This is a genomic window from Brenneria izadpanahii, assembly GCF_017569925.1.
Taxonomy (GTDB): domain Bacteria; phylum Pseudomonadota; class Gammaproteobacteria; order Enterobacterales; family Enterobacteriaceae; genus Brenneria; species Brenneria izadpanahii.
This window is the reverse complement of sequence record NZ_CP050854.1, coordinates 4,487,456-4,513,478: the sequence shown is the minus strand read 5'-3', so window position 1 is coordinate 4,513,478 and position 26,023 is coordinate 4,487,456. Positions and strand designations below refer to the sequence as shown.

Genomic DNA, 26,023 nt, shown 5'->3' with positions numbered 1-26,023 from the left:
CTGTTGCTTTTGTGTGATGTGGCACAATACCTGTAGATTGTCTGAACCATCAGACCGTTTTTTAGAGGAGTACGCCAGTGTTGGGAAAACTACGGGCGCAGATTGTGCGTCAAGGGCCGGGCTTATTGGGTAAGCCGTTAAAGTTCACTCCTTTTGCTTTACAGCGCCAGGTGCTGGAATACCTGCTGAGCTGGCAGTTTCGTCAGGCCCTGGAAGAGGGGGAGTTGGAGTTTTTGGAAGGGCGTTGGTTAAAGATTGAAGTGCGGGATGTTGGATTGCAGTGGTTTATGACGCTGCGTGATAACCGGCTGGCGGTGAGCGGCCAAGAGGACGCGGACGTCAGCTTCAGCGCCGATGCCAACGATCTTATTTTGATCGCGGCGCGTAAAGAAGATCCCGATACGTTATTTTTCCAGCGCCGCTTGCGGATCGAAGGCGATACGGAGCTTGGGTTATACGTAAAAAACCTGATGGATGCGATTGAACTGGAGGCCATGCCGGCGCCGTTACGTATCGGTCTGCTGCAATTGGCTGATTTTATCGAAACGGGGCTGCAAGAGGGCGTGGTTCAATCGACCGACGATCACGCACCCGCATCATGTTAGTTCGTGTTGAAATCCCGGTTGATGCCGCCGGGATTGATAGCCTGTTGCGCCGGACATTTCCGACGGACGCCGAAGCCGACCTGGTGCATCAACTGCGCGAGGACGGGCAACTGACGTTGGGGATCGTCGCCACGGATGATGAAGGCGGCGTTGTGGGATATGCCGCTTTCAGCCCGGTGCTGCTTGGCGGGGAAGACCGCCAATGGGTGGGGTTGGCTCCGCTAGCAGTGGAGGAAAGCCTGCGCCGGCAAGGCATCGGCCAGCGGCTGGTATATGAAGGTCTGGACGCGCTGAATGAGTTCGGCTACACCGCCGTCGTGGTATTGGGCGAACCCGCCTACTATTCCCGCTTCGGTTTTGTGCCCGCGTCTGAATATCAGCTGTGTTGCCGTTGGCCGCAAAGCGCCGCCGACTTCCAGGTTTATCCGCTGGCGGATAATCATTTCGAAGGAGCGAGCGGTCTGGTCGAATATGCAGAGCCTTTTAATCGGCTCTGACAAGCGTATCTAATAATGACGTGGGCTGGTCTTGCACCAGCCTTTCTTTTTGGTTTTTACTCAATTGCTTAATGCGATACTCCAGCTTTAATGCGCTTGAGAGGCTGCCCGCCCGGCACTGGAACACCAGCGCCAATTCGCCTTTTCCCCGCAGCGCTTTCGCTCCTTTCCCTGACTGATGTTGCGCCAAACGGCGAGCCACATCCGTGGTAATCCCGGTATATAGCATGCCGCTGGCCGTGCGCAGGATATACAGATGCCAGCAGGACGTAGTGGGAGCTGCGTTCATGGTGTCGGTGCCTTCGTTAACGATCGTTCCATTTTACGGCACATCATGTTCGGAGTGAAATTTACCTGCTTGCCTTGTCGCGCCATCTTTGCCGAGATTGTCCGTTATCGCCGGAGATGCCCGCAGACCGGCGGATGGGCTATACTCATCCCCAGTATCTGTTGGGTATTTCGGAGAGAGCATGTCGCATACCGTTAAAGGCAAGAAAAAGCTGTTGGCGCGCATCAGACGAATCAAAGGGCAGACGGAAGCGATTGAAAAATCGCTGGAAAACGAAACGCCCTGTCTGAATATTCTGCAGCAGATCGCGGCCGTTCGCGGCGCCGTCAACGGATTGATGGTCGAAGTGCTGGAAGGGCATATTCGTGAACATTTGATGGATGAGGGCCATTCATCGCAGGAGCGCGACGGCGATCTGGAAGCGATTGTCTCGGTGGTCCGCTCTTATCTGAAGTAATTGCCCCGCCATTGCCGGCTCGGAAGGGCCGGCCGTTCCGCTATGCATTTTCGCTTTTACCCCGCCTGGTTTTATTCCTGATTATTCTCGTCGTAGCGGTCGTATTTTTTTACCATTGGATACTATACTGGGGGGAGTATAAAAAGAGGCGAACGCACAATGTCACTACAACAAATAAACGCTACTCACACGCATATTTTTGATGAAGGAAATCCGCTGGCGGAAAGGAATACCCGCTATGCCACTTTGCTGACGGCAGTGATGATGGTGGTGGAGATCCTGGGCGGATGGTACTTCAATTCGATGGCGCTGCTGGCCGATGGCTGGCATATGAGCTCCCACGCGCTGGCGTTGGGCTTGTCGGCAATGGCCTATGCGGCGGCCAGGCGGCTGGCGTCGGATGCCCGCTTTGCCTTCGGCACCTGGAAGATCGAAATTCTGGGCGGATTCACCAGCGCCATTCTGCTGGGGGTCGTCGCCTTTATCATGATGTATGAATCGGTAGCGCGGTTAATCCATCCGTCGGTGATCCATTACGATCAGGCGATAACGATCGCCGTGGCGGGGCTGCTGGTTAACCTTATTTGCGCCTGGCTGCTGCGCGGCCATCACGCGCACGACCACACCCATCACCATGAACATCATTCTCATGCCCGCCATCACGCGCCGGATGCCCATGGGCATGACGGTCATCAGGATCTGAATCTGCGCTCGGCCTACCTACATGTGATTGCCGATGCCGCGACTTCCGTTCTGGCTATTGTGGCGCTGATCTGCGGTAAATTATGGGCCGCCGATTGGCTGGATCCGGTCATGGGGATCGTCGGTTCCATCCTGGTCGGCATATGGGCGTTTGGTTTGATTCGTCAGTCCGGAAAAGTTTTACTGGATGCGGAAATGGATGCGCCGGTGGTGGAGGAAATCAAAGAGGTTATTGCCGCCAGCCCCATTCCCGCCGAACTGACGGATTTACACGTCTGGCGGGTAGGGACGGCTAAATATGCCTGTATCCTGAGTTTAACCCCCGACCGGGCCGTCAGCCCCGACTATTACAAGCAGCAGTTATCCATACACCAAGAGCTGGTTCATATCACGGTGGAAATCAACGCCGTCACGCCTTAACTTGCTTTCGTCGGCCTCTCCTTACGCGATTTATTTTTGCCATGCCGGCCGCGCCAGCCGCTATGATTAACCCGTGGAACAGGCCGATAATAGCTAATATATGTGATATAAATCACATATAATCTTATGCAATTGCATCGCCTTTACATTAAGTGTGAATGACAACGCAAAATAACCGCGCATGACGTGTTCAAATGTTCTGCGGGTTGTCCGGCATTTGAATATAAATCGCATCACAGGATAGCGTAGGTGAAGGCTATCTGCGGTGAGAGGGATTTCGGTTGCCGCCCAGGTTATTTCCCCTGGGCGCAATCTGGGAGCCCCATCCGCTTGCCGCAATGTTCTGGTATTGCTGCGATCCGGTTTATGTTCCCGCCGGTCAGACCGGCTGACGAGTTGGAGTAATGGTATGACAACGTTAACGACCGTCGCGCAACGCGCGCTGGCGCTGATGGATTTGACCTCGCTTAATGATGACGACACGGATGAAAAGATTGCCGCGCTTTGCCGACAGGCCGACAGCCCGGCGGGTAAGACCGCGGCGATCTGTATCTATCCGCGCTTTATTCCTCTGGCGCGTAAGGCGTTGCGTGAACAGGGAACGCCAGAGATGCGTATCGCGACCGTGACGAACTTCCCTCATGGCAACGGCGACATTGATATTGCGCTGGCGGAAACCAACGCGGCGATTGCCTATGGCGCGGATGAAGTGGATGTCGTGTTTCCTTACCGTTCGCTGATCGATGGGGATGCGCGCGCCGGGTTTGAACTGGTGCAGGCGTGTAAAGCGGTTTGTCGGGCGTCCGGTGTGCTGCTGAAAGTGATTATTGAAACGGGCGAACTAAAACAGGATGCGCTGATCCGTCAGGCCAGCGGGATCGCCATTGATGCCGGCGCCGATTTTATTAAAACCTCCACGGGTAAGGTGCCGGTAAACGCCACGCCGCAGAGCGCGGAAATTATGCTGAAGGTCATTCGTGATAAAGGCGTGGGGGATCGTGTCGGTTTCAAAGCCGCAGGCGGCGTGCGCAGCGCTGAAGAGGCGGCAATTTATTTGCAACTGGCTGAAGACATTATGGGGCCGGAATGGGTTAACGCCCGGCATTTCCGTTTCGGCGCATCGAGTTTGTTAGCCAGCCTGCTGTCGGTTTTAGGTCATCGCCCGACAGAGCGGCATGGCGGTTATTGATTCCGGCTGGGTAGAGAACGCGATAACGGCTCAGGAAACGGCCCATTCTTTTAGTCACTCAACAGGAGAGCATGCTTTGTTTCTGATTCAGGAAATTATTCGTAAGAAGCGTGACGGAGAACCATTGAGCGATGAAGAAATTCGCTTCTTTATCAACGGCGTTCGCGACAATACGGTGTCCGAAGGGCAAATCGCCGCGCTGGCGATGACCATTTACTTTCACGATATGTCGATGGCGGAGCGCGTCTCCCTGACGCTGGCGATGCGTGATTCCGGCACGGTGCTTAACTGGAAAAGCCTAAACCTGAATGGTCCGCTGGTGGATAAACACTCGACCGGCGGCGTAGGCGATGTAACCTCGTTGATGCTGGGGCCGATGGTCGCCGCCTGCGGCGGATATGTGCCGATGATTTCCGGCCGGGGGCTGGGGCATACCGGCGGTACGCTGGATAAGCTGGAGTCGATCCCCGGACTGAATATTTTCCCTGACAACCATGAATTCCGGCAGATTATTCAGCGCGTCGGCGTGGCGATTATCGGGCAGACCAACTCGCTGGCGCCGGCGGATAAACGTTTTTACGCCACGCGGGACATTACCGCGACGGTGGATTCAATACCGCTGATCACCGCGTCCATTCTGGCGAAAAAGCTGGCCGAAGGGCTAGATGCGCTGGTAATGGATGTTAAGGTAGGATCCGGCGCCTTTATGCCGACTTATGCGCTTTCCGAGCAGTTGGCGCAGGCGATCGTCGCGGTCGCCAATAACGCCGGATGCCGCACCAGCGCGCTGCTGACCGATATGAACCAGGTGCTGGCTTCCAGCGCGGGCAATGCGCTGGAGGTGCGCGAAGCGGTACGTTTCCTGACCGGGGAACACCGCAATCCGCGTTTATATGAAGTGACGATGGCGCTGTGCGAAGAGATGCTGTTATCCGGCGGTCTGGCGGATACCGTCGCGCAGGCGCGAAACCGTCTGCAGGCGGTGTTGGATAACGGCAAAGCGGCCGAAGTGTTCGGCCGGATGGTGGCGGCGCAGCGCGGCCCGGCCGATTTTGTCGAGCATTACGAGCGCTATTTGCCGGTCGCCACGTTAAGCAAACCGGTTTTTGCCGAACGCGCAGGGATCGTCACCGCTATGGATACCCGCGCATTAGGCATGGCGGTCGTGTCGCTGGGCGGCGGACGCCGTCAGGCCAGCGATACGATTGATTACAGCGTGGGGATGAATGAGATGGTCAGCCTGGGCGAGCGCGTCGACGCACAGCGGCCGCTGGCGGTGATCCACGCCAATACCGAGGCGCAATGGCAGCGGGCGGCGAACGATGTCCGGGCCGCGATTGCCCTGGGCGACGAGGCGGCGGAAAGCGCGCCGGTTATTTATCGCCGCATGAGCGCCGATGATTGAACTATTCCAACGCCGGCGGAGTATGGTTGCCGGCGTAACAAAGCAGGAGATGAACAATGAAACGTGCCTATATTATGGTGCTCGATTCCTTCGGTATCGGTTGTAGCGCCGATGCGCAACGTTTCGGCGACGCCGGTTCAGATACGCTGGGCCATATCGCCCAGGCTTGCGCGGCGGGAAAGGCCGATCGGGGACGCAAGGGACCGCTGCATTTGCCGAACCTGAGTCGTTTAGGGCTGGGAAAAGCGGCCGAGGAATCAACCGGGACTTTCCCCGCGGGGTTGGATCCGCAGGCTGATATTATCGGCGCTTATGCTTACGCCAGCGAGATCTCCTCTGGTAAGGATACGCCGTCCGGTCACTGGGAAATCGCCGGGGTGCCGGTTCTGTTTGACTGGGGTTATTTCCGGGATGAAGAAAACAGCTTTCCACAGGAATTGCTGGATACCCTGGTAAAACGCGCCAATCTGCCGGGTTATCTGGGAAACTGCCACTCTTCCGGCACCGTGATTCTGGATAAGTTGGGCGAAGAGCACATGAAAACCGGCAAGCCGATTTTCTACACCTCCGCTGATTCCGTTTTCCAGATCGCCTGTCACGAAGAGACCTTTGGTCTGGACAAGCTGTATGAGCTGTGTGAAATCGCCCGCGAGGAACTAACCAACGGCGGTTATAACATCGGACGCGTGATCGCTCGCCCGTTTGTCGGCGACAAACCGGGGCATTTCCAGCGTACCGGGAATCGGCACGATCTGGCCGTTGAACCGCCAGCGCCGACCATCTTGAAAAAGATGGTGGAAGAAAAAAGCGGCGAAGTGGTGTCGGTCGGCAAGATCGCGGACATTTACGCCCAGGTGGGCATTACCCGGAAAGTGAAAGCCACCGGCATCGATGCGCTGTTTGACGCCACGTTAAAAGAAATGGACAACGCGGGCGACAATACCATCGTGTTTACCAACTTTGTCGATTTCGACTCCGCCTACGGCCACCGCCGGGATGTAGCCGGTTACGCCGCCGCGCTGGAGCTGTTCGATCGCCGTCTGCCGGAGATGCTCTCGCGCGTGACGGGGGATGATATTCTGATTTTGACCGCCGACCACGGCTGCGATCCAACCTGGCACGGCACCGATCATACCCGCGAGAATGTACCGGTACTGATCTATGGGCCGAAAGTGAAGCCCGGTTCATATGGGCATCGAGAGACGTTCGCGGACATCGGCCAGACGGTGGCGAACTATTTTGGCTTATCGGCGATGGATTACGGCAAGCCGATTCTGTAACGTCCACGTTATTCGCCCGAGCGCGATTTGTTTTATGCTGATTGATAAGGAATAAGAGCATGGCTACACCACATATTAATGCAGAAATGGGGGATTTTGCGGATGTCGTACTGATGCCGGGCGACCCGCTGCGTGCGAAGTATATTGCCGAAACCTTTCTGGAAAATGCCCGTGAAGTGAATAATGTTCGCGGTATGCTGGGGTTTACCGGCGCTTATAAAGGCCGCAAGATTTCCGTTATGGGCCACGGGATGGGGATCCCTTCCTGCTCCATCTATGCGAAGGAACTGATTACCGAGTTCGGCGTGAAAAAGATTATCCGCGTGGGCTCATGCGGCGCGGTGCGTACCGACGTAAAACTGCGCGACGTGGTGATCGGTATGGGGGCGTGTACGGACTCCAAAGTAAACCGGATGCGGTTTAAAGACCACGACTATGCCGCCATTGCGGATTTCGACATGGTGCGCAACGCCGTTGACGCCGCCAAAGCCCGCGGCGTCAACGTGCGCGTCGGCAACCTTTTCTCCGCCGATCTGTTTTATACGCCGGATCCGCAAATGTTCGATGTGATGGAAAAGTACGGCATTCTGGGCGTGGAGATGGAAGCGGCCGGTATTTACGGCGTCGCGGCCGAATTCGGCGCTAAAGCGCTGGCTATCTGTACCGTGTCCGACCATATTCGCACCCATGAGGAGACCACCTCCGAAGAGCGTCAGACCACCTTTAACGATATGATCGAAATTGCGTTGGAGTCCGTGCTGCTGGGTGATAGCGAGTAACCTTCCTCTCTTCATGATGGGCGTTTCCGCCCATCTGTTTTCCATGACGCCCTGGCGCTGAAAAACGCCATTCCCGTTTGTTTCTCGTTGTTGCGGCGAATAGCGCCGGCGGCATTCTCATCAACTCCAGCCGTCATTTCCGCCGACTACCGCTGGGATGACGGGGTAGCCGCGGGGATGAAGAAAGACGTTGGTTTGACGGCGGAAACTTAGCCCCGTATCTCCGCCGCCGCGGCGTGATTTGACCGATCGCGGCAGGGCGTCAGGGGTAACGATCGCTCAAACAGGGCGCAGATCGCCGGCTGGTGGCTTACCGCCAGCACAATGGTATCCGGCAGGGTTTGCCTTAACCGCGCGAGCAGTTGAATCGCGGCGGCGTCGTCCAGCTGGCTGGTGGCCTCATCCATGCACAGCAGCGCAGGGCGTAGCAATAGCGCCCGCGCCAGCGACAAACGCTGTTGCTCGCCGCCGGACAACTCCCGGCCCCAGTTGGTCGATTCATCCAGCCGGGCGGCCAGCGCCGGTAAGCCAACCTGTTTCAACGCCCGATGCAGCGAATCCGTATCCGGTATTTCTGTCTGCGGATAGCAAAGCACCCGGCGCAGCGTATCTTCCGGCAGATAAGGTTTTTGCGGCAGAAACAGCGCCTTGCCCGCCGGGAGTCGGTATTCACCCTGCGCGATGGGCCAAAATCCAGCCAGAGCGCGCAGCAGCGTGGTTTTCCCGCTGCCGCTGGCCGCCGCCAGCACCCCCCATTCTCCGGCTTTCAGGCTGGCGCTTAACGGCGCGAATAGCGGCCGTCCGTTCGGATGCCGCACGCCTAGCCCTGAAATTGATAGCTCGCTGCCTTGCCGGGGCGGTTTATGCGGCGTCGGCAACTGATGCAGGTTTTGCTGAAAAGTCCACAGCCGCTCAATAGTGGCGGACCAGGCCACCAACTGGCGATAGGAATCGACAAACCAGCCGAATGCGTCCAGCACATAGCCAAATGCGGCTCTGGCCTGCATGATCGCGCCCAGCGAGATCTGGTGCGTCAGGTAGAGCGGCAAAACGGCGAACACCGGGATCATCAGGCCGAGACGAAAATAGCTGGTGGTAAAGGTTTCCAGGCGGAACTCCTGGCTCATCAGGCTGCGCCAGTTGTTTACTATTGACTGAAAGCGCTGCTGCATTCGCGTTTGCTCGGCGTTTTCCCCCTGATAGAGGGCGATTTGCTCGGTATTCTCGCGCACCCGCAGCAGCGTGGTGCGGTAATCGGCCTCGGCGCGCTGCTTTTCCACGTTCAGAGCGTGCAGACGGCGGCCGAAAACATGCGCAAAAATGCTGCTGACGAGCGCATAACCCAGCGCGATCCACACCAGATAACCATAAATGGTCACGCTGTGGCCGCCGATGCTGAAGGTCTGTACGCCGGATAGCCGCCATAGGATGACGATAAAGGAAAAAAAGTAGGTGATGTTTTGCAGCAGAGAAAGCAGTAGTTCCAGACTCTGCTCAATCAGCAGACGGATATCTTCGGCGATACGCTGATCGGGATTATCCGGTTCGCCGCGCAGGCTAAGGCGGTAGTGGGCGCTGCGGGCCAGCCACGCCTGTTCGAACTTGTGCGTCATTTCAATGCGGCAACGGATAATCAGCTTTTTTTTCAGCCAGTTGTTGCAGACGATAACCAGCACAAACAGGGCGGTGTAACTGCCATAGCGCGCGGCGAGCGACAGGATGGAGGCGTTTTGAAAATAGTCTGCCAGCGCATCGAAAAAGTCTTTGCTCCAGTTGTTATACAGCACGCTGACCCACACGACGGACAGTTTCAGCGTGATAACGATCAGCAGCAGCAGCCAGCTAAAGGCGGCGCGGCGGGTAAACCAGAACGGGGCGATTAGCTGGTAAAAACGTTTTAATGTTGGCATCAGGTTGGTAAACCCGTGGTCTACAATGGCAGACCACGTTCTGTCGGTTAGTCGGAGTCAGACAATCAGAAGGTATATTTCGCCGTCAGCATAAAGTTGCGCGGATCGCCGTAATAGTTGTAACCACTGCGGTGACGGTTATTCAGGTTCTTGTAATAGACCTTATCGGTCAGGTTATTGCCCACCAGATTAAAGCTCAGGTTTTTACTGTATTGATAGGTAATATTGGCGTTAACCAGCGTATAGCCGCCCTGGGTCAAGCCGAAGGCCCGGCTTGGATAGGTCGAGGTGCCGGTTTGGGCGGTCAATCCCGCGCCGATGGTCCACTGATTGAGTTCGCCCGGCAGGTTATAGCTGCTGTACAGTTTAAACATATGCTTCGGCGTGCGGGGACTGAACTGCGCCGCTTTTTCGCTATCAGACGCTTCCAGGTATTTACTGTTGGTCAGCGTGTAACCGGCGCTCAACTGCCAGCCCTCGGCCAGTTTGCCGGAAATCTCCATTTCAACCCCCTGGCTGCGCACCTTGCCTTCGGCGCGGGAGCAACCATTGTCAGGGTTCTGACAAACGGAGCTGTCCGCTTCAGCGAGCGCCCGGTTGGCCTGAATAATGCGGAACAGCGCCAACGATGCGTTCAGATCGCCGTCAAAGAATTCGCCTTTAACGCCGGTTTCGTAGTTGGTGCCGGTAATGGCGGGCAGCAGATTATTGTTTTTGTCTTTGGCGCTCTGCGGCTGGTAGATCTCAGCGTAGCTCGCATACCAGGTGTAATTATCGGCGAAATCCCATAACAGCCCGCCGTAAGGGACAAACTGATCGCGGACGTGCAGCCGGCTGTGGTCTTTGTCGCTGCCGTTGCGCAGGTTATCGTAATAATAGTCGTAGCTGTAGGCGCTGTAGCGGCCGCCGAGGATCAGTTTCCAGTCATCAGCCAGTTCCAACCGGGTAGTGGCGAATAGACCGCGCTGATAAATATTATATTTTTCTATGTAGCGGCTATTGTAGAGGCTCATATCTGACCAGTCCGGCTCGGCAACCGAGTTCGGATTCCAGCTATAGATATTGGCCTCGCTGAGGTTGCCGATTCGGCCAAATGTACTGTCAAAGTTTTCCTTTTGATAATCGCCGCCGAATACCAATTCATGATTGCGTCCCAACAGTTCAAACGGGCCGCTCAGACTGAGGTTGTAACCCCATTGATCGCTTTTGTTGTCATAGTGCAGCGCATTGTTTAACCGGCTGGCGCCGGTCGCGGGATCGACGCCGGCGGTGCCATTCATAATACCGATATAGCGCTCTTTAGACGTAGCACGGGTGTAGTTAAGCGCGCTCTTGAATGTCCAATCGTTGTCAAAGTGATGTTCGAATTCGGCAAACGGATTAATTCTTTCAAAATTGATCCGGTTCCAGCTGGCGCCCAGGAAAGTTGAACGGGGAAGGTGCAAATCGCTTTTATCGGTGCCGAACGGCACGCCGTAAAGATCGGGCGTCACATCGGTTTTCTGCCAGTTAATACCGGTGGTGAGGGTGGTATCCGGCGTCATATCCCAGGCCAGCGTGCCGAATAACACCGTTCTTTCGCTGCCGACGTAATCCGTGAAACTTTGTCTATCCTGATACACGCCGACAAAACGGCCGCGCACGCTGGCATCGTCATTGAGCGGGCCGGAGATATCGGCTTCGCTGCGGTAGTTATCCCAACTGCCGGCGCTGACGCTGCCCGAGGCTTGAAAATCGTAGGTAGGTTTCTTGCGCACCAGATTGACGGTGCCGCCCGGTTCGCCGCTGCCCTGGGTCAGGCCGGAGGCGCCGCGCAGCACTTCGACGCGATCGTAAATCGCCAGATCGGGGGATTCACTGCTTGACTGGGAGGCATTCATCACGCTGTTTTGCGACGACAGACTAACCCCGTCTTCCTTGATGTTGTCCATAGCGAACGCGCGCGATTCGTATTTCACCTGAAAACTATTCTGATTCACCACGTTGACCCCGGTGGTCTGGCTCATCGCCTCATCCAGCGTGGTCATATTCTGATCGTCCATCTGCTGACGGGTCACTACGCTGACCGACTGCGGCGTTTCGCGCGGCGATAGATTCAGTTGGGTGGCGGTGTTCATGCTGCGGGTGGTGTAGGAGTTGGTGCCTTCGGTTATACCGTTGCGGTTGACGTTGGCCTCCACCACTATTTCATCGCTCTTGGGCGCCGGCTGCAACACATAGGTGTTAGCCGACTGATTGACCGCCTGGAGGCCGCTGCCGGCGAGCAAGGCGCGAAATCCCTCGTCCACACTGTAGTTTCCCTGCAACGCGGCCCCTATCTTGCCGTTCGCCAGACCGGCATCGCCGACCAGATAGACGCCGGACTGGGCGGCAAACTGGTTTAACTGATTACTTAATGGTCCGGCCGGAATGGCATAGGCTCGCGGCGCTTGAGCCTCCGCCTGCGCAATGAAGGGCGAAATAAGCAAGGGCGCGCCGCACAGCAGCAGCCGGATGGCGAGGGCGACGGTTTTGGGGGCGCGGTCTGTGCCGCGTTCAGAGAAAAATGGTGCGATTGACATGGTGATTTTGCCTTCTGACCCAGAGTAAAAAAGAGAGTGCTTTTATGTGAATCGAAGGACGAGATCAAAAGGGGAACCAAAATGATGAATTTTTTTATTTCTGGTCCATATTCAGGCCATTGCAAGCGATGGTTAAAATCGTTCCCGGCGATTTCAACTTGCTGATAATATATCGAGATATTGCCATTAATTACCCCCTCCCTGCCTCCCCCTTGTCAGGGGGAGGAGCTAAATTAGCGTCCCCTAGTCAGGGAGCGGCGCTAACGCATTAAAAACGCGGGATTAACTCCCTCCCCAGAAAAGGGAAGGGGGGTAAAATCATAAGGTTCATCATCCAACTCAAATTTCTCCCGGAAATTTTTTATTTCTTCTCTACCGTCACCCACCACGAACGCGCGGTTCCCGACACGTTAGTTGTTTTCCTCTTTCTGTAACGCCTGGCTGACTTTCTTCTTGACCAACAAGAGAAAATCTCTGGGGGTGGTTCCCCAGAGTTCGGGGGCGAAATGAAAGCCGTAATAGTCCCTGAATGTTTCATCAAGCCTATCTCCCAGACCAAGAAAATCATCAATATTATCCAGCAATTGGTATTTCGAAAATCTGTCAGTACAACGGATATAAATACCAATTTTTTTCCTGATATCTTGACTGTCATCTATGAGGTCATAATCCTGACCGAAATAGGCTGTTATTAATGTCAGTAATTCGTTACTGCAATCTTTTGAGAACATAATTCACACCAAAGGAAAAGATGTTAGAACAAAGAACGGTTTTCCGTGGTACCAGGTAAGCTCAATCGTGACAGATACGCGATAACAGTCCTGAATATTTCCGCTCCCTTTGCTGACGGCAATACCCGTTTTATGACCAAAGCGCTCAACGAATGTTTTTCTTGAATTAAGGTTTCGAGCGGCAAATTTGACCAGATATTCGATTTGACTCTTGTTTGCTTGTAAGACTTTTGTTGTCAGTACTTCAGCGTCCTTTAAGCTGTTAAAGCTACTGGTAGCAGGTAATCCGGGGCGGCGTTCCAATCTCGCCAGTAACTCTTCCGGCGTTTTTCCCACATGCCGCTCAATCGTATGTCCGCCGGGGTGACGGCCCGTTGCCGACTCATGCTCCGCCAGCTTTATTCTACCGCTGCGTACTGCGGCAACGCGTGCCGCGCCCACGGCGATGGCGAAGCCCATCGGGATAGCCAGATCCACCGTCATTCCGATATTCATCGCCGTGTTGCGATCGGCTCCCAGCGTTTCCGCCAGCGCGACGGCTGAATTGTAGGTATCGGTATTGGTCTGGCGTCCGGTCCAGACTTGCCGGATGGAGGCCTGAACCGTGTCCAGACTGTGCGTGCCGACGATGATACAGCCCGCTTTGGTCAGCATGGTGGGTTCCGGAACAATGCACATAACGCCGGCGCCGAACATTTCGACAACGCCGCCCGCCAGTCCCAGACCGCCCCAGAGGCGATTGCTCAGGGTTTCACCTTCACTGACGCTTTTATCGGAGAGCACAGCCGCAAGCTGTACCGGTGAGAGGGCAATTCTGACTCCGCTGTTATTATCCATAATCCACAACTCCTTGTCGTGTTTTCATAAGCGCCATGAATCATAGCAAAATAATGTGATTAAGAAACAGGCATCCAGCGTTAGATCGTTTGTTGTCTGAGCCGCCTTCTATGAAGGCGTTTTTTTATTTCTTCTCTACCGTCACCCACCAGGAGAAGCGGCGGTTGATCTGGACGGGGAAAGTTTGCGCCAGCATCGTCAGCGCCTTGTCCGTGTCGGCCAGCGGAAAGGTTCCCATGACTCTCAGCGCCGCGATATCCGGCTGACATGTCAGGTAGCCGTGCCGGTAGCGCGCAAGCTGCGTGATAACCTCGCCCAGCGACATATTATCCGCCTGTAGCAAGCCTTTTGACCAACTGGCGTCGGTTTGGCGGTGGGACGACAGCGGCCCCTGCCCCTGAAGATCGAAATCCAGCATCTGACCGGCATTTACCCGGCGCGGCGTTTGCGCATGACGAGCGGTAACTTCCACCGCGCCTTCATAGACGGTAAGGCGTGTGGTTTCCTGGCGTTGTTCTACGCTGAAGCGGGTGCCCAACGCCTGCATCCGCCCTTGCGCGCTTGAGACGAAGAACGGACGGGGATCGTGGGCGGTCTCAATCAATACGTCGCCGGAGAGCAGCGCGATCCGCCGTTGTTGATTGCCGTAATGTACGTCGATCGCGCTGGCGGTATTCAGCCAAATTTGCGTGTCATCCTGTAATCTGAGGTGTTTGATTTCGCCGGTGGCGCTGTGATGGTCCGCCGTCATAACCAGCGCTTTTTCGCGCACGGGCGTATAGCGGTAGGTCGCCCAGGATAAAAGCGAACCGGCGCCCAGCAGGGCCATCAGTTTGAGCGCGCCGCGGCGATTTACTTCGCCAGGGGGATGAAGCAGGGCATTTACGGCCGGTTGCCGGCTGTCGCCGCGTAAAGGCTGAAAGCGCTGGCTGACCTTTTGCACGTAGTCCCAGGCGCGACGATTTTCCTCGTTCTCTGCTATCCAGCGCCGCCAGTGATGATAGTGTTCATGGTCTGGTTCAAGATCGAGTAGCCGCGCATACCAATGCGATGCCTGCTGTAGTGCAACGAAACTGGGTTTACTCATCGTTTTTCATATGCGGGGAAGATGCGGCTTCCTGTTCGGCTTCCAGTAGCACGCAGTGTAACATAGCCTGCGCCATGTATTTTTTTACCATCCGCTCCGAGACTTGCAGCTCAGACGCGATTTCCCGGTAGGTCAGTCCCTGGATCTGCGCCATCACGAAGGCGGCGCGCACCTTTTCCGGCAAGGTTCGCAGCATGGCGTCGACCTGATACAGCGTTTCAAGGATGATGTTGCTGCGCTCAGCCGAGAGGACGAAGGTTTCCGGCTGGTCGGCCAGCGAATTCAGCCAGGCGCGTTCAATTTCGCGCCTGCGCCACAGGTCCACGCACATTCCCTGCGCCATCACGCTCAGATAGGCCCGCGCCCCCGCATGGCTGTCGAATTGACGCGGCTTGATAAGCAGGCGTACAAAGACGTCCTGCGCCAGATCGGCCGCGTCGCAAAAGTCACCCAGCCGTTTACGCAATAGCCCCTGTAGCCAGCCGTGATGCTGGTGATAGAGCTGATTGATATCTGCGGAGGTATCAATAGGGACTGATGACATAGTCAATAACCTGAAAGCAAAACAGCAAGGGAAAGTAAGATCTATGTCACAATTTTATTTGAGAATGATTTTTGTTTCAACAAATTGAGTGAAATAAGCGCAAACAGCGAGCGGATAAGCGGCATTTACTACCCTAAAGGCAGCGCCATGATGATGGCGTCTTCGCGTCCGCCGGCGGTAGGGTAATAGTCGCGCCGCAACGAAACCTCGTTAAAACCCAGGCTTTCATACAGCGCGATTGCGCCTTTGTTAGAGGCGCGAACTTCCAGCCACAGCGTGAAAATATCGCGTTCCTCCAGTTCCTGAATCAAATGTTCCAACAACTCGCGGCCGATGCCCTGGCGCTGATGATCGGGATGTACGGCAAGGTTGAACAGCGTGGCTTCATCCAGCACCGTTTGCGTGATGGCGTAAGCCACCATCTGCCCGTCTCGGCTTAGCTTGAGGTTGAAATAACGATCGCCCTGATTGCCGGCGAAGGTTTTTTCGCTCCAGGGAAACGCGTGGCTGGCTTGTTCAATCTGAAAGGCTTGCGCCAGATCGGCCGGCGTCAGGGTTGATATCACGTTCATGTTCGCAGATCTGCTGCCAGAGCGCCCGTTTGGCGTCGGCGTTGTGGTAAAGCTCGGTCAATGCCGGGCTGGTGAGTTGGACGCCTTCCAGCGCCAGCGGCTCGTTAACGCCTAATCGCCAGCTATGACAGCGGGCTTTGGCGGGGAGCATCTCGGCCTGTTGCGGCGTCAGGCTGTAGGCTTGATCCGGCGTAAGCGTCAGGCTGCGCAGGACATCGGCCAGCAGCGGTTCGTCATCGGTCAGCGGTTCGCTCGACACAATAATCAGACGAACCTGGGCAGGCAGACTGACGGCGATTTCGCCTTGCAATACGGTCGGGCGCTTCAGGGTCCATTGCGTAATACCCAGTTGTTGTAGCAGCCAGTCACGTCTTGATGTCATGCAGTGTCTCGTTTGGCCCAGGTTTATGTCGCGCTATGCTAGCAAACTTATCGAACATGCGCCAACAAAGCACTATAATCCCCGCTCAATTATTAAGGAGCCCCAACCTGATGTCCGCATTAACTCCAGCCAGTGAAGTCATACTGCGCCATAGCGATGAATTTATCTTACGCCGGGTACTGTTTGCCGGCGATTTACAAGACACCTTGCCCGCGCGGTTTGAGGCGGCTGATGTTCGCGTCCACGCCACGCAGTTTCACCATTGGCAACAGCTGAAAGGCGCGCTGGAGAATAACGTGCAGTATGGCCTGACGGCGGATGCCGAACTGGCGGCGGATTGCGATACGCTGATCTATTACTGGCCGAAGAGTAAACAGGAAGCGGAATTCCAACTGTTTAATCTGCTGTCGCTGCTGCCGGTTGGCTGTGAGATTTTTGTGGTGGGCGAGAACCGCAGCGGCGTGCGTAGTGCGGAAAATATCCTGGCGGATTTCGCCGCCCTGACGAAAATCGACAGCGCTCGGCGCTGCGGGCTTTACCACGGACGGATTGAAAAACAGGCCGTCTTTAATCTGGATGAGTGGTGGGATGAGTATGTCATTGAGGGCGTGACCGTGAAGGCGCTGCCCGGCGTGTTCAGCCGTGACGGACTGGATCCGGGCAGCGAACTGCTGCTTTCGACCTTTGCGCCGCATATGAAAGGCAAAGTGCTGGATATCGCCTGCGGCGCCGGCGTATTGGCCGCCGTGCTGGCGAAACAATCGCCTAAAATCCGTCTGACGCTCAGCGATGTCAGCGCCGGCGCGCTGGCATCAAGCCGGGCGACGCTGGCCGCCAATCAGTTGGAAGGCGAGGTTATCGCCAGTAACGTTTACTCGGAGATTAGCGGGCGCTTCGACCTTATCGTTTCCAATCCGCCGTTTCATGATGGTTTGCAAACCAGCCTACAGGCGGCGGAAATGCTGATCCGCGGCGCGGTCGCCCATTTGCCGATCGGCGGACAGTTACGCATCGTCGCCAATGCGTTTCTGCCCTATCCGGCGCTGCTGGATGCCGCGTTTGGCAGCCACGAGGTGCTGGCGCAGACCGGACGCTTCAAAGTCTACCAGGCTACCGTAGGCCGCTCGCCGCGTCCGGCCGGCAAAGGCCGCCGTTGATCCTTAAAGATTAATCGTCGCCATGCCTTCTTCGCCGTAGCGTTCGCCCGCCGCGGCATTGAAAGGAAAAATGGCTTCAATTTCCGCCAGATCGTCCGCCGTCAGGGTGACGTCCAACGCGCCGACGTTCTCTTCCAGATAGCGGCGGCGCTTGGTTCCCGGAATCGGCACGATATGTTCGCCCTGGGCCAGCACCCAGGCCAGCGCCAACTGCGACGGGGAGATGCCTTTCTGCGCGGCCAACTGATTGACTTTCTCCACCAGTTGCAGGTTTTTCGCAAAGTTTTCACCCATAAACCGCGGATTGTTGCGGCGGAAATCATCGGCCGCCAGATCGTCCAGGTTGCGGATGGCGCCGGTCAGAAAACCGCGGCCCAACGGGCTGTAAGGCACGAAGCCCACGCCAAGACGTTCGCAGGCGGGCAGAATGTCGGCTTCCACATCGCGCGTCCACAGCGAATATTCACTTTGTAAGGCGGTGATGGGATGAACCCGGCAGGCGCGTTCCAGCGTCGCGGCGGAGGCTTCGCTTAAACCGATATAGCGAATTTTCCCTTCTTTGACCAAATCAGCCAGCGTACCGACGGTTTCCTCAATCGGCACCGTCGGGTCGACGCGGTGTTGATAGTAAAGGTCGATTTCTTCTACGCCCAGCCGTTGCAGGCTGCCTTCAATGGCGTTGCGAATATATTCCGGTTTCCCGCAAACGCCGCGTTCAAGGTTATTGTCCGGGTTACGTACGATGCCGAACTTGGTGGCCAGGAACACCTGCTGGCGCTTGCCTTTAATGGCTTTACCGACCAGCAGCTCATTGGTGCGGGGACCGTACATATCGGCGGTATCAATCAGGGTGACGCCCAGTTCCAGCGCCCGGTGCAGGGTGGCGATAGATTCTTTTTCATCCTGCGCGGTAAAATAAAAATCACTCATTCCCATGCAGCCCAGCCCAATGGCGGAAACCGATGGGCCATTAAGACCTAATTGACGTTGTTGCATTGTCTCGTCCTCATGTTGATGTTGCGTGCCAGAAGAGTGTGGTTGTTTATCGGGTAAAGATAAATAACGCATTTCATGCAACACTATTCAAAAATCGACAACAATGGAGACGTGATGGACCAGATTCAGGCGATGCGCGTTTTTGTGCGAATTGCGGAGCTTGGCAGCTTCAGCCGTGCGGCTGAAATGCTGTCCCTGCCGCGAGCGACGGTCAGTAATACGATAAAACAGCTGGAGTCGCGCCTGGGCGCGCGGCTATTGCAGCGAACCACCCGTCAGGTGCAAATCACCGTTGAGGGCCAGATTTATTATCAGCGCTGTACCCAATTGTTGGCGGAGATAGAGGAAGCGGATGCGCTTTTCTCTCGCCAGCGCCAGCAGCCGGCGGGCAATGTGCGGGTTGATATGCCGCACTCGCTGGCGCGGGAGGTGGTGATCCCCGCGCTGGGCGAGTTTTACCAGCGTTACCCGCATATTACGCTATCGATAAGCGCCAATGATTCGGCGATTAATGTTGTGCGCGAAGGCGTGGACTGCGTGCTGCGGGCCTGGCAGGTGGCCGATGATTCGCTGGCGACTCTGCATTTACCGGCGTCGCCGCAAATCACCTGCGCTTCGGCCCGGTATCTTGCCGAGTTTGGCACTCCCGCATCGTTGGACGACCTATCTTCGCACCAAATGGTCGGCTACTTTTCGTTGCGTACCGGGCAGCGTTATCCGCTGGAGTTCATGCATAACGGCGAGTGTATTACCCATATGCTGCCCAGCAAATTGGATGTAAACGGAGCCGATGCTTATATCGCCGCCTGCCGCGCCGGTTTAGGGCTGATTCAAGCCACGAGATCGGGGCTGCGAAGCTTGCTGGACAGCGGCGAACTGGTTGAAATTATGAAGGATATGCCGCCGCCGGACATGCCGTTTTTCGTGATGTATCCTCCCGGACGTTTCCTGGCGCCGAGGATCCGGGTATTCATTGAATGGCTGAATGAACTCTTCGCCCGGCCGACGTCGGCATGAGGTGGCGATTTTTGCAGCAAACCCCGCATTCCAGAGGAAATAATCATTGACCTTGACGCTAAAACCTCTAGAATTCGCCCCCGTGGTGGCATTGCGTCAAGCAGTGTTGCTGGATTGCGAAGGTGGCGGAATTGGTAGACGCGCTAGCTTCAGGTGTTAGTGCCTTAACGGGCGTGAGGGTTCAAGTCCCTCTCTTCGCACCAACATCACCACGATCGTGTTGCACGATAACCATTTGTATCGCACGGCATTACTGCGAAGGTGGCGGAATTGGTAGACGCGCTAGCTTCAGGTGTTAGTGTCTTAACGGACGTGAGGGTTCAAGTCCCTCTCTTCGCACCATGCGGCGATATAGGTTAAGCAGTAGTAAAAATTGAGCTTTATCTGTGCGAAGGTGGCGGAATTGGTAGACGCGCTAGCTTCAGGTGTTAGTGCCTTAACGGGCGTGAGGGTTCAAGTCCCTCTCTTCGCACCAATCTTTCCCCTGAGTTCTTCCTTTCTTTTTTGATGATCCTCCATTGCGTTACCCCAGCGTCAAATTGAACATGATGGACAACGCCGCCAGTCCGCCGGCCAATGCAATGCATGACGGCAAAAGCAAATAATGCCGCAGGCGATGGTGGAATAACATCGCTAACGTCGCCAGCAGCGCGATGGCGATAATCAACTTCAGGTGCATCAGGTTAATATCCAGCGCAGCCAGCACCGGCATGATGGCGCAGGGCAATAAGATCCCCCAGACGCTCGACAGCGGTTTTCCCATACTCCAGCTCACCCCCCACAAACCACACGCGGCAATCATCGCGATCAGCATTTTTTATTTCCGTCAAACACGATAATGATAATTGATATCATATAGGAATTTATGCTAATTGCCAGTGTTTGACTACGGCTTCGCTGGGGGCGGGAAAACGCGGGGACACGGCCGGTTATTTAACGGTTATTTCGCAACATTTGTATCATATTCATGATGATAGGCGAGTGTTCGTGATGGCGCCAGACCATAGTTATCTGCGTATTCAGGCGGGTGTCGTCTATTGTGTGGTATGACACGCGATTCATCCTGATGCAGGAGAGGGATTTAGGGATGATGGTAATACCGAAGCCGGCCGATACCATGCCGATGGTCGCCGTTAGCTGCGACGCCTGCTGGCCCAATTTGGGCTCGTATCCTGATAAGTAACAGGTACGAAGAATCATGTCGTGCAACACGGGGCAGACTTCCCGCGGAAACATAATCAGCGGATCGTGCTGCAGTTCGCTCAGATGAATATGCCGCTTGTTATGCAAGGGATGCTCGTCGGGCAGCGCGAGTTTCATGGGCTCTTCGGCCAGCACTTCGCCGTGTAATTCGCTGTTGGCGTTGCACGGCAGGCGGAGAAACGCGACGTCGATATTACGGTTATGAAGTTCGGCGATCAGATTCGGGGTATTCTCCTGGCGCGGATTTAATACCACATGCGGATAGCGCTGGCGGTAGGCGTGCAGGAGTTGCAGCACCGAGGGGTGAAAGGACGATGAAGCGGAAAAACCGACGTTAAAGTGGCCTTCTTCTCCCCTGGCGACGCTTCTTGCCCGGTCAACGGCCGCATCCGTGAGCTTCAGGATCTGGTTTGCATCTTCATACAACACTTTTCCCGCTTCCGTCATTTCAACGCCCCGAGTGAGCCTTTTGAATAACGGCGTGCCTATTTCATGTTCCAGTTTTTTAATCTGTTGGCTTAGGGGCGGTTGCGAAATGCCTAAGTTTTCAGCCGCTCGCGTGAAATGCTTGGCGGCGGCGACGGCGACAAAATAGCGCAGGTAACGAAACTCCATTAGCGCGGCTCCATATCTTTCCGATCTTGAAATGACGATATTTGTATATTGGAAGTTTATCAGTATTAGCGCCAATCTATACGCAAGAATTAGAAAAATTTAAGTAATATACAGTTGAAAGAGAAGATATATGAAAGAAGATACTGGCGTCTGCCATTGTGCTGAAGAGATTGCGGCCTATGCCATCAATCATCATAAGCACCATTCTGATTGCGTTATTTATCAGACTTCACTAATGAGTGGGCTCATTAATGGCGTATATGAAGGTAGCCGGACGATGGCGGAATTGCTGGAGCATGGCGATTTTGGATTAGGAACATTTAACAATCTGGATGGTGAACTGGTCGCCTTTAACAGCAATATTTTCCAACTGCGCGCCGACGGCAGCGCACGCGCCGCCAGGCCAGATCAGAAAACGCCGTTCGCGGTAATGACATTTTTTAAGCCGACGGAAGAGATCCATTGCAGCAGCAAAATAGATCGGCACTCGCTTCATCAAAAAATCGATACGCTCATCGGCACAGACAACCTGTTCTGCGCGCTAAGAATCGACGGCCAGTTCGATTACGTTGAGACGCGTACCGTACCTCGTCAGGAGCGTCCTTATAAACCGATGCTGGAGGCCATTGCCCAGCAGCCGACATTTCATTTTGAACACTGTCAGGGAAGCATTATCGGTTTCCGTAGCCCGGCCTATACGCAGGGTATCAATGTTGCTGGTTATCACGAACATTTCATTACGGAAAGTCGCGAAGGTGGTGGTCATATCCTTGATTATCAAATGAAAAGTGGTGTTCTGACGTTTGGGGTGATTTCCAAGCTGATTATTGATTTGCCGCAGGATCGGGACTTTCTCAGCGCCAATCTGTCGCCTGAAAATCTCGATAGCGCGATTCAATCAGTGGAAGGCTAAGTCACAACAAGCCTTGAGTCATCTCAGAGGAGTGAGACAATGGAAAATTCAACGGCTCAGCAGAGCTGGAACTGTGGTGCGGCCCTGGTTGTAAAACATCTGGAGCAGCAGGGAGTTAAATACGTATTTGGTATTCCGGGAGCCAAAATCGACCGCGTGTTCGACGCACTGGAAGATTCGCCGATACAAATGATTCCGGTACGGCATGAAGCCAACGGCGCTTTTATGGCGGCCGCTATCGGGCGTTTAACCGGCAAGGCCGGGGTGACGCTGGTGACCTCCGGTCCGGGCTGCTGCAACCTGGTTACCGGGCTGGCGACGGCGACGACGGAAGGCGATCCCATGGTGGCGATCGGCGGCGCGGTTAAACGTTCGGAAAGTCATAAGCTGACGCACCAAAGCCTGGATACGGTCAGTCTGTTTCAGCCGGTCACTAAATTCAGCGCCGAAGTTAAAGCGTCGTCGGCGATTTCCGAAGTATTGGCAAACGCGTTCCGCGTTGCCGAAACGGGCCATCCGGGCGCCTCTTTCATCAGCTTGCCGCAGGATATCGTCAACGATCCCGTTACCAGCGCGGTGCTGGTGCGCCCGGATCTGCCGATGTTGAATGCCGCGCCCCATGCTGATATTGAGAAAGTCGCCCGGATGATCCAGCATGCTAAAAACCCCGTTCTGCTGCTGGGATTAATGGCGAGCCAGCCTAACAACGCCGAAGCGATACGGCATTTGCTGCATAAAAGCCAGCTTCCCGTCACCAGCACCTATCAGGCCGCCGGCGTGGTAGACCAGAAGCATTTCGATCACTTCGCCGGACGCGTCGGTCTGTTTAATAATCAGACCGGCGATAAATTGCTGCAGCAGGCCGATTTGATCATCACCGTCGGCTACAGCTCGGTGGAATATGATCCGTCGCTGTGGAACGTGGGTAAAGCGGCGCTGGTGCATATCGACGTTCTGCCGGCCAATATCGACAGCGCCTATCTGCCCGATATGGAACTGGTGGGCGATATTGCGGCCACCATTGATTCTCTGGCCCAATGCATCTCCGCGCCTTTGCCGCTGTCGTCGCAGGCGCAGATTATTCTGCGCGATCGCTGTCAGCAACGTCACGATCTGGCGACGCGCGGTATGGAAATGCGCGGTTTCGCTATTCATCCGTTGCGCCTGGTCAGAGCCATGCAGGATATTGTCAATCATGATGTGACGCTGTGCGTGGATATGGGCAGTTTTCATATCTGGCTGGCGCGCTATCTGTATAGCTTCCGCGCGCGGCAGATACTGATGACCAATGGTCAGCAGACAATGGGCGTCGCCTTGCCCTGGGCCATCGCCTCGTCGCTGATTCACCCCGGTCAGAAGGTGATTTCGGTTTCAGGCGACGGCGGTTTTATGCAGTCCAGCATGGAGCTTGAAACCGCTGTGCGCCTGAAATGCAATCTGTTGCATATTATCTGGGTGGATAATGCCTATAACATGGTTGAGATTCAGGAGCAGAAAAAGTATCACCGCGCTTCCGGCGTTAAATTTGGTCCGATCGATTTTAAAGTGTATGCGGAAGCGTTCGGAGCCAAGGGGTTTGCGGTCGAATCGGAAGATGAATTAGTCAGCAAATTACGGCAGGCCATGGATACGCAGGGGCCGGCGGTCATCGCCATCCCGGTGGACTATTCGGACAATCAGCGTTTGATGGAGGATTTGAATATCAGTCAGCTGATATAAAACGAGCCGCTTTTCAGACCGTTGACAAAGCAGACTTGGTAATACCGAACCCCAATCCGTCGCTCCTGCGCAGGCGTGAATCTTCCTGATATCAATCCGCTGCCTGAAAGTAGATCCCCGCCTGCGCGGGGATGACGAGGAGGATCGGCGGCGATAACCGCTTTTGTCCGGCGTTGACGAAAGCGGTTATCGTCTATCTAGCGGTGTTTTCCGCGCTACCGTATACGTTGCCGGGCTGGTACGCTGAATGTTGCATAAAGGTTTACTATAAACCGAAGTGAAAACAGCCAGTAAAACGGTAAATCGGAAGGAATATCACCATGCTGATGAGGTCTGCCAAACGGATGATTAAACGCTGCGTCATTATTTGTATCGTGGCGGCGGCGACATTGCTGGTTATTCGGATTTATGACACCCAACGCGGCCCGGCCCTGGCGCCCTGGCATACGTTTGTGCCGGATGAACTTTCGGCGGACGAGCTCGATCGCGCCGACTGGCCGGCCTATCTGCGCGCCGAAGAGACGATTTTCCAGCAGGTCAATCAGCATGTGACTCAGGAGCTGGATGATGACGAACAGCGCCCCATCAACCGTTATTTTTCCGGCAGCCCGGTGTATCCGGGGAAGTTTCAGCATGACTGGAATCGTTCTTATGAACTGATGCCGGAAGGCGCGCCAAAAGGCGCGGTGGTGCTGCTGCATGGACTAACGGATTCCCCTTACAGCCTGCGGCATATCGCCGAACGTTATCGCCAGCGCGGTTTTGTCGTGGTCGGCATTCGCCTGCCGGCGCACGGTACGGTGCCCGGCGCTTTGACCGATACTCACTGGCGGGATTGGCTGGCGGCCACCCGTCTGGCGGTACGCGAGGCGGAGCATCAATTGGCGCAGGTTTCAGGCCAGGCATTGCCGCTGCACATGGTGGGCTTTTCCAACGGCGGCGCGCTGGTGCTGAAGTATGCGCTGGATGCGCTGGATGACCCCACGCTGGCGCGGCCGGAGCAGCTGATCCTGATTTCTCCGATGATCGGCGTTACCAGCTATGCCCGCTTTGCCGGGCTGGCGGGGCTGCCGGCGGTATTTCCGGCGTTTGCCAAATCGGCCTGGCTGGGAATTTTGCCGGAGTTTAATCCGTTCAAATATAACTCGTTTCCGGTCAACGGGGCGCGCCAGTCCTGGCTATTAACCCATGAACTGCAGAGGCAGCTTACCCGTAAGGCGCAGCATCGCGCTTTGGCGCAACTGCCGCCGGTACTGACTTTTCAGTCCGTGATGGATTTCACCGTGAGCACTCAGGCGGTAATTTCGGCGTTTTATGACCTTTTACCGGCGAACGGCAGCCAACTGGTGCTGTTTGACGTGAATCGCACCATCAACTTCGGGCCGTTGCTGCGTGGTTCGGCGGATCGCGCCGTCAGCCAGCTTTTACCGCCGGCGCCGCGTCATTATGACACCACGGTCATTACCAATGCGGCGCCGGACAGTGCGCATGCCGTCGCTTTTGACGTAAAGGCGGGGGAGAGGCAAAGCCGCTCCCGCGATTTGCAGATTGATTATCCGCCCGACGTTTACTCGCTGTCGCACGTCGCCTTGCCCTTTCCGGATAGCGATTCCCTGTATGGCCGTTTTTCGCAGAATCCCCGCGAATTCGGCCTGCCGCTGGGCATGATCGCGGCGCGGGGCGAACGTTCGGTGCTGGTCGTGGATCTGGATACTTTACTGCGGCTCTCCTCCAATCCGTTTTTTCCCTATTTGATACAGCGTATCGAGGGAAAGATCCCGCAATAGTCGGCGTTATTTCATCGTCAATAATTTTGTCAATCACTCAGCCAATCCCCGGCGGTTGGCGGGGGATTGGTTGAAATAATCTAATTTTGGTGCATTTTTCGCATTACTTTAACTAATGATTGTGGTGTGTTTTATGCGCTATTAACTACTAACCAATCCAGTTTTCATGTCAATAATTTTATCATTAATCTCAATTTCATTATTTTTATACTGATAATTTTTTATTTTTTGGAGTTTATATCTATTTATGGCGGTTTGGCCGCTTAGGGGGCGGAACCTTTTCCATATAGATTATCTTATGGCTAAGGGGATAGTTTAACCGGCGTTTCAGTGGTAAGTTCATTAACAAGATATCGTTTGCGTGATGGC

The 26,023-nt window shown here is 55.2% G+C and carries 25 protein-coding genes and 3 tRNA genes; 16 read left to right on the top strand and 12 right to left on the bottom strand.

Features of this window, described 5'->3' with window-relative positions:
- Positions 1 to 77: 77 nt before the first annotated feature.
- Positions 78 to 605, top strand: coding sequence for a ubiquinone anaerobic biosynthesis accessory factor UbiT (gene ubiT, locus HC231_RS20115; protein ID WP_208228453.1), 528 nt, complete (start codon positions 78 to 80; stop codon positions 603 to 605).
- Positions 599 to 1,102: a GNAT family N-acetyltransferase gene (locus HC231_RS20110; RefSeq protein WP_208228452.1), complete on the top strand. Its 504-nt coding sequence runs from the start codon at positions 599 to 601 to the stop codon at positions 1,100 to 1,102. The genes ubiT and HC231_RS20110 overlap by 7 nt, the downstream gene beginning before the upstream one ends.
- Here HC231_RS20110 and HC231_RS20105 read toward each other — a convergent pair.
- Positions 1,089 to 1,391 carry a GIY-YIG nuclease family protein gene (locus HC231_RS20105; protein WP_208228451.1) on the bottom strand — a complete coding sequence of 101 codons (303 nt, stop codon included), beginning with the start codon at positions 1,389 to 1,391 and terminating at the stop codon, positions 1,089 to 1,091. The genes HC231_RS20110 and HC231_RS20105 overlap by 14 nt on opposite strands.
- Positions 1,392 to 1,572: 181 nt before the next feature.
- On the opposite strand from HC231_RS20105, the gene HC231_RS20100 reads away from it, so the two are divergent.
- From HC231_RS20100 to deoD, 6 genes are all read left to right on the top strand, one after another.
- Positions 1,573 to 1,848, top strand: coding sequence for a metal/formaldehyde-sensitive transcriptional repressor (locus tag HC231_RS20100; RefSeq protein WP_208228450.1), 276 nt, complete (start codon positions 1,573 to 1,575; stop codon positions 1,846 to 1,848).
- A 159-nt stretch (positions 1,849 to 2,007) separates the two neighbouring features.
- Entirely contained in the window at positions 2,008 to 2,970 is a 963-nt protein-coding gene (gene dmeF, locus HC231_RS20095; RefSeq protein ID WP_208228449.1) for a CDF family Co(II)/Ni(II) efflux transporter DmeF, read from the top strand.
- Positions 2,971 to 3,379: 409 nt separating this feature from the next.
- Positions 3,380 to 4,159 carry a deoxyribose-phosphate aldolase gene (gene deoC, locus HC231_RS20090; RefSeq protein WP_208228448.1) on the top strand — a complete coding sequence of 260 codons (780 nt, stop codon included), beginning with the start codon at positions 3,380 to 3,382 and terminating at the stop codon, positions 4,157 to 4,159.
- Positions 4,160 to 4,235: 76 nt separating this feature from the next.
- On the top strand, positions 4,236 to 5,564 hold the full coding sequence (gene deoA / locus HC231_RS20085) for a thymidine phosphorylase (RefSeq protein ID WP_208231449.1): 1,329 nt from the start codon (positions 4,236 to 4,238) through the stop codon (positions 5,562 to 5,564).
- Between the two features lie 56 nt (positions 5,565 to 5,620).
- Positions 5,621 to 6,844 carry a phosphopentomutase gene (gene deoB, locus HC231_RS20080; protein WP_208228447.1) on the top strand — a complete coding sequence of 408 codons (1,224 nt, stop codon included), beginning with the start codon at positions 5,621 to 5,623 and terminating at the stop codon, positions 6,842 to 6,844.
- 59 nt (positions 6,845 to 6,903) lie between these two features.
- Entirely contained in the window at positions 6,904 to 7,623 is a 720-nt protein-coding gene (gene deoD / locus HC231_RS20075; protein ID WP_208228446.1) for a purine-nucleoside phosphorylase, read from the top strand.
- A gap of 209 nt (positions 7,624 to 7,832) precedes the next feature.
- On the opposite strand, the gene HC231_RS20070 is transcribed toward deoD, so the two are convergent.
- The 8 genes from HC231_RS20070 to HC231_RS20035 all read right to left on the bottom strand — a co-directional run bounded on the left by HC231_RS20070 (position 7,833) and on the right by HC231_RS20035 (position 16,247).
- Positions 7,833 to 9,533 (bottom strand): ABC transporter ATP-binding protein/permease, encoded by a 1,701-nt coding sequence (locus HC231_RS20070; protein ID WP_208228445.1) that lies wholly within the window; start codon positions 9,531 to 9,533, stop codon positions 7,833 to 7,835.
- 65 nt (positions 9,534 to 9,598) lie between these two features.
- Positions 9,599 to 12,094: a TonB-dependent siderophore receptor gene (locus HC231_RS20065; protein ID WP_208228444.1), complete on the bottom strand. Its 2,496-nt coding sequence runs from the start codon at positions 12,092 to 12,094 to the stop codon at positions 9,599 to 9,601.
- A gap of 410 nt (positions 12,095 to 12,504) precedes the next feature.
- A complete protein-coding gene (locus tag HC231_RS20060; protein ID WP_208228443.1) occupies positions 12,505 to 12,825 on the bottom strand; it encodes a contact-dependent growth inhibition system immunity protein in 321 nt (106 codons plus the stop codon).
- A gap of 3 nt (positions 12,826 to 12,828) precedes the next feature.
- The gene (locus HC231_RS20055) at positions 12,829 to 13,662 is read right to left on the bottom strand and encodes an RNase A-like domain-containing protein (RefSeq protein WP_208228442.1); all 834 of its coding nucleotides are present in this window, start codon (positions 13,660 to 13,662) and stop codon (positions 12,829 to 12,831) included.
- A 124-nt stretch (positions 13,663 to 13,786) separates the two neighbouring features.
- On the bottom strand, positions 13,787 to 14,749 hold the full coding sequence (locus HC231_RS20050; RefSeq protein WP_208228441.1) for a FecR domain-containing protein: 963 nt from the start codon (positions 14,747 to 14,749) through the stop codon (positions 13,787 to 13,789).
- Positions 14,742 to 15,293, bottom strand: coding sequence for a sigma-70 family RNA polymerase sigma factor (locus HC231_RS20045; RefSeq protein WP_208228440.1), 552 nt, complete (start codon positions 15,291 to 15,293; stop codon positions 14,742 to 14,744). Before HC231_RS20045 ends, HC231_RS20050 begins: the two co-directional genes overlap by 8 nt.
- A gap of 128 nt (positions 15,294 to 15,421) precedes the next feature.
- Positions 15,422 to 15,865, bottom strand: a complete 444-nt coding sequence (gene rimI / locus HC231_RS20040) for a ribosomal protein S18-alanine N-acetyltransferase (protein ID WP_208228439.1) — start codon at positions 15,863 to 15,865, stop codon at positions 15,422 to 15,424.
- Positions 15,810 to 16,247 (bottom strand): DNA polymerase III subunit psi, encoded by a 438-nt coding sequence (locus HC231_RS20035; protein ID WP_208228438.1) that lies wholly within the window; start codon positions 16,245 to 16,247, stop codon positions 15,810 to 15,812. Before HC231_RS20035 ends, rimI begins: the two co-directional genes overlap by 56 nt.
- Positions 16,248 to 16,357: 110 nt before the next feature.
- On the opposite strand from HC231_RS20035, the gene rsmC reads away from it, so the two are divergent.
- Positions 16,358 to 17,404: a 16S rRNA (guanine(1207)-N(2))-methyltransferase RsmC gene (gene rsmC / locus HC231_RS20030; RefSeq protein ID WP_208228437.1), complete on the top strand. Its 1,047-nt coding sequence runs from the start codon at positions 16,358 to 16,360 to the stop codon at positions 17,402 to 17,404.
- A gap of 3 nt (positions 17,405 to 17,407) precedes the next feature.
- On the opposite strand, the gene HC231_RS20025 is transcribed toward rsmC, so the two are convergent.
- A complete protein-coding gene (locus HC231_RS20025; protein WP_208228436.1) occupies positions 17,408 to 18,400 on the bottom strand; it encodes an aldo/keto reductase in 993 nt (330 codons plus the stop codon).
- A 114-nt stretch (positions 18,401 to 18,514) separates the two neighbouring features.
- Between HC231_RS20025 and HC231_RS20020 the strand changes: the two genes are divergently transcribed.
- From HC231_RS20020 to HC231_RS20005, 4 genes are all read left to right on the top strand, one after another.
- Positions 18,515 to 19,417, top strand: coding sequence for a LysR family transcriptional regulator (locus tag HC231_RS20020; protein WP_208228435.1), 903 nt, complete (start codon positions 18,515 to 18,517; stop codon positions 19,415 to 19,417).
- A gap of 116 nt (positions 19,418 to 19,533) precedes the next feature.
- Positions 19,534 to 19,620: transfer RNA gene (locus tag HC231_RS20015), tRNA-Leu, on the top strand.
- 52 nt (positions 19,621 to 19,672) lie between these two features.
- Positions 19,673 to 19,759: transfer RNA gene (locus HC231_RS20010), tRNA-Leu, on the top strand.
- 46 nt (positions 19,760 to 19,805) lie between these two features.
- Positions 19,806 to 19,892: transfer RNA gene (locus HC231_RS20005), tRNA-Leu, on the top strand.
- 48 nt (positions 19,893 to 19,940) lie between these two features.
- Here HC231_RS20005 and HC231_RS20000 read toward each other — a convergent pair.
- A complete protein-coding gene (locus HC231_RS20000; RefSeq protein ID WP_208228434.1) occupies positions 19,941 to 20,231 on the bottom strand; it encodes a DUF1435 domain-containing protein in 291 nt (96 codons plus the stop codon).
- Between the two features lie 119 nt (positions 20,232 to 20,350).
- The gene (locus HC231_RS19995) at positions 20,351 to 21,235 is read right to left on the bottom strand and encodes a LysR family transcriptional regulator (RefSeq protein ID WP_208228433.1); all 885 of its coding nucleotides are present in this window, start codon (positions 21,233 to 21,235) and stop codon (positions 20,351 to 20,353) included.
- Between the two features lie 130 nt (positions 21,236 to 21,365).
- On the opposite strand from HC231_RS19995, the gene budA reads away from it, so the two are divergent.
- The 3 genes from budA to HC231_RS19980 all read left to right on the top strand — a co-directional run bounded on the left by budA (position 21,366) and on the right by HC231_RS19980 (position 25,654).
- Positions 21,366 to 22,148 carry an acetolactate decarboxylase gene (gene budA, locus HC231_RS19990; protein WP_208228432.1) on the top strand — a complete coding sequence of 261 codons (783 nt, stop codon included), beginning with the start codon at positions 21,366 to 21,368 and terminating at the stop codon, positions 22,146 to 22,148.
- A 39-nt stretch (positions 22,149 to 22,187) separates the two neighbouring features.
- The gene (gene alsS, locus HC231_RS19985) at positions 22,188 to 23,867 is read left to right on the top strand and encodes an acetolactate synthase AlsS (protein ID WP_208228431.1); all 1,680 of its coding nucleotides are present in this window, start codon (positions 22,188 to 22,190) and stop codon (positions 23,865 to 23,867) included.
- A 320-nt stretch (positions 23,868 to 24,187) separates the two neighbouring features.
- Complete coding sequence (locus tag HC231_RS19980) at positions 24,188 to 25,654, top strand: alpha/beta hydrolase (RefSeq protein ID WP_208228430.1); 1,467 nt, start codon at positions 24,188 to 24,190, stop codon at positions 25,652 to 25,654.
- Positions 25,655 to 26,023: the final 369 nt, after the last annotated feature.

Coding starts and splice junctions, on each gene's coding strand:
- HC231_RS20035 (WP_208228438.1), bottom strand. CDS start 16,247: ATGACATCAAGACGTGACTGGCTGCTACAACAACTGGGTATTACGCAA.
- HC231_RS20050 (WP_208228441.1), bottom strand. CDS start 14,749: ATGAGTAAACCCAGTTTCGTTGCACTACAGCAGGCATCGCATTGGTAT.
- HC231_RS20100 (WP_208228450.1), top strand. CDS start 1,573: ATGTCGCATACCGTTAAAGGCAAGAAAAAGCTGTTGGCGCGCATCAGA.
- HC231_RS20020 (WP_208228435.1), top strand. CDS start 18,515: ATGGACCAGATTCAGGCGATGCGCGTTTTTGTGCGAATTGCGGAGCTT.
- deoC (WP_208228448.1), top strand. CDS start 3,380: ATGACAACGTTAACGACCGTCGCGCAACGCGCGCTGGCGCTGATGGAT.
- HC231_RS20105 (WP_208228451.1), bottom strand. CDS start 1,391: ATGAACGCAGCTCCCACTACGTCCTGCTGGCATCTGTATATCCTGCGC.
- HC231_RS20070 (WP_208228445.1), bottom strand. CDS start 9,533: ATGCCAACATTAAAACGTTTTTACCAGCTAATCGCCCCGTTCTGGTTT.
- HC231_RS20055 (WP_208228442.1), bottom strand. CDS start 13,662: ATGGATAATAACAGCGGAGTCAGAATTGCCCTCTCACCGGTACAGCTT.
- rsmC (WP_208228437.1), top strand. CDS start 16,358: ATGTCCGCATTAACTCCAGCCAGTGAAGTCATACTGCGCCATAGCGAT.
- HC231_RS20110 (WP_208228452.1), top strand. CDS start 599: ATGTTAGTTCGTGTTGAAATCCCGGTTGATGCCGCCGGGATTGATAGC.
- HC231_RS19995 (WP_208228433.1), bottom strand. CDS start 21,235: ATGGAGTTTCGTTACCTGCGCTATTTTGTCGCCGTCGCCGCCGCCAAG.
- rimI (WP_208228439.1), bottom strand. CDS start 15,865: ATGAACGTGATATCAACCCTGACGCCGGCCGATCTGGCGCAAGCCTTT.
- HC231_RS20000 (WP_208228434.1), bottom strand. CDS start 20,231: ATGCTGATCGCGATGATTGCCGCGTGTGGTTTGTGGGGGGTGAGCTGG.
- budA (WP_208228432.1), top strand. CDS start 21,366: ATGAAAGAAGATACTGGCGTCTGCCATTGTGCTGAAGAGATTGCGGCC.
- alsS (WP_208228431.1), top strand. CDS start 22,188: ATGGAAAATTCAACGGCTCAGCAGAGCTGGAACTGTGGTGCGGCCCTG.
- HC231_RS20045 (WP_208228440.1), bottom strand. CDS start 15,293: ATGTCATCAGTCCCTATTGATACCTCCGCAGATATCAATCAGCTCTAT.
- dmeF (WP_208228449.1), top strand. CDS start 2,008: ATGTCACTACAACAAATAAACGCTACTCACACGCATATTTTTGATGAA.
- deoD (WP_208228446.1), top strand. CDS start 6,904: ATGGCTACACCACATATTAATGCAGAAATGGGGGATTTTGCGGATGTC.
- HC231_RS19980 (WP_208228430.1), top strand. CDS start 24,188: ATGCTGATGAGGTCTGCCAAACGGATGATTAAACGCTGCGTCATTATT.
- HC231_RS20060 (WP_208228443.1), bottom strand. CDS start 12,825: ATGTTCTCAAAAGATTGCAGTAACGAATTACTGACATTAATAACAGCC.
- HC231_RS20065 (WP_208228444.1), bottom strand. CDS start 12,094: ATGTCAATCGCACCATTTTTCTCTGAACGCGGCACAGACCGCGCCCCC.
- HC231_RS20025 (WP_208228436.1), bottom strand. CDS start 18,400: ATGCAACAACGTCAATTAGGTCTTAATGGCCCATCGGTTTCCGCCATT.
- deoB (WP_208228447.1), top strand. CDS start 5,621: ATGAAACGTGCCTATATTATGGTGCTCGATTCCTTCGGTATCGGTTGT.